The organism is Geobacillus sp. B4113_201601, from assembly GCF_001587475.1.
Lineage (GTDB): Bacteria > Bacillota > Bacilli > Bacillales > Anoxybacillaceae > Geobacillus > Geobacillus icigianus.
Genome location: NZ_LQYX01000054.1, coordinates 1 through 486, shown reverse-complemented (window position 1 = coordinate 486; position 486 = coordinate 1). Strand labels below are relative to the sequence as shown.

Below are 486 nucleotides of genomic sequence, written 5' to 3'. Positions count from 1 at the left end.
GCGAGTGCACTCGATTCCTCATCAAGGGGACAAACTCATTGCGACGAAGACGATTCTGGATTGGTGTGCTCGATACAAAAAAGGGGGCTTCGACGCCTTGAAGCCGAAGCGCCGTTCGGACCGCGGCCGCTCCAGACGTCTGTCGCCCGATGATGAGGATCATATTCTAGCGTTGAGGAAGGAACATCCCACCATGCCCGTTACCGTTTTCTATGAACAACTCACCAAGCAGGGGGACATTCCTACCACCCTCTCATATTTTACTATATATCGACTGTTGAAAAAACACAACCTAGTGGGAAAAGAAATCTTGCCGATGCCGGAGCGAAAGCGTTTTGCGTATGACCAGATCAATGAGCTATGGCAAGGAGACTTATCCCATGGACCCACGATTCGCGTCCATGGGAAAGCCCAGAAAACGTTTCTGATCGCTTATATCGATGACTGCTCGCGGTTGGTGCCGTACGTATAGTTTCCCTTCGGAGA

The 486-nt window shown here is 50.8% G+C and carries 1 pseudogene; it reads left to right on the top strand.

The features are described 5' to 3' along the window. Window positions 1-486 (top strand): annotated as a pseudogene (locus B4113_RS08005) (helix-turn-helix domain-containing protein); the annotation flags it as partial.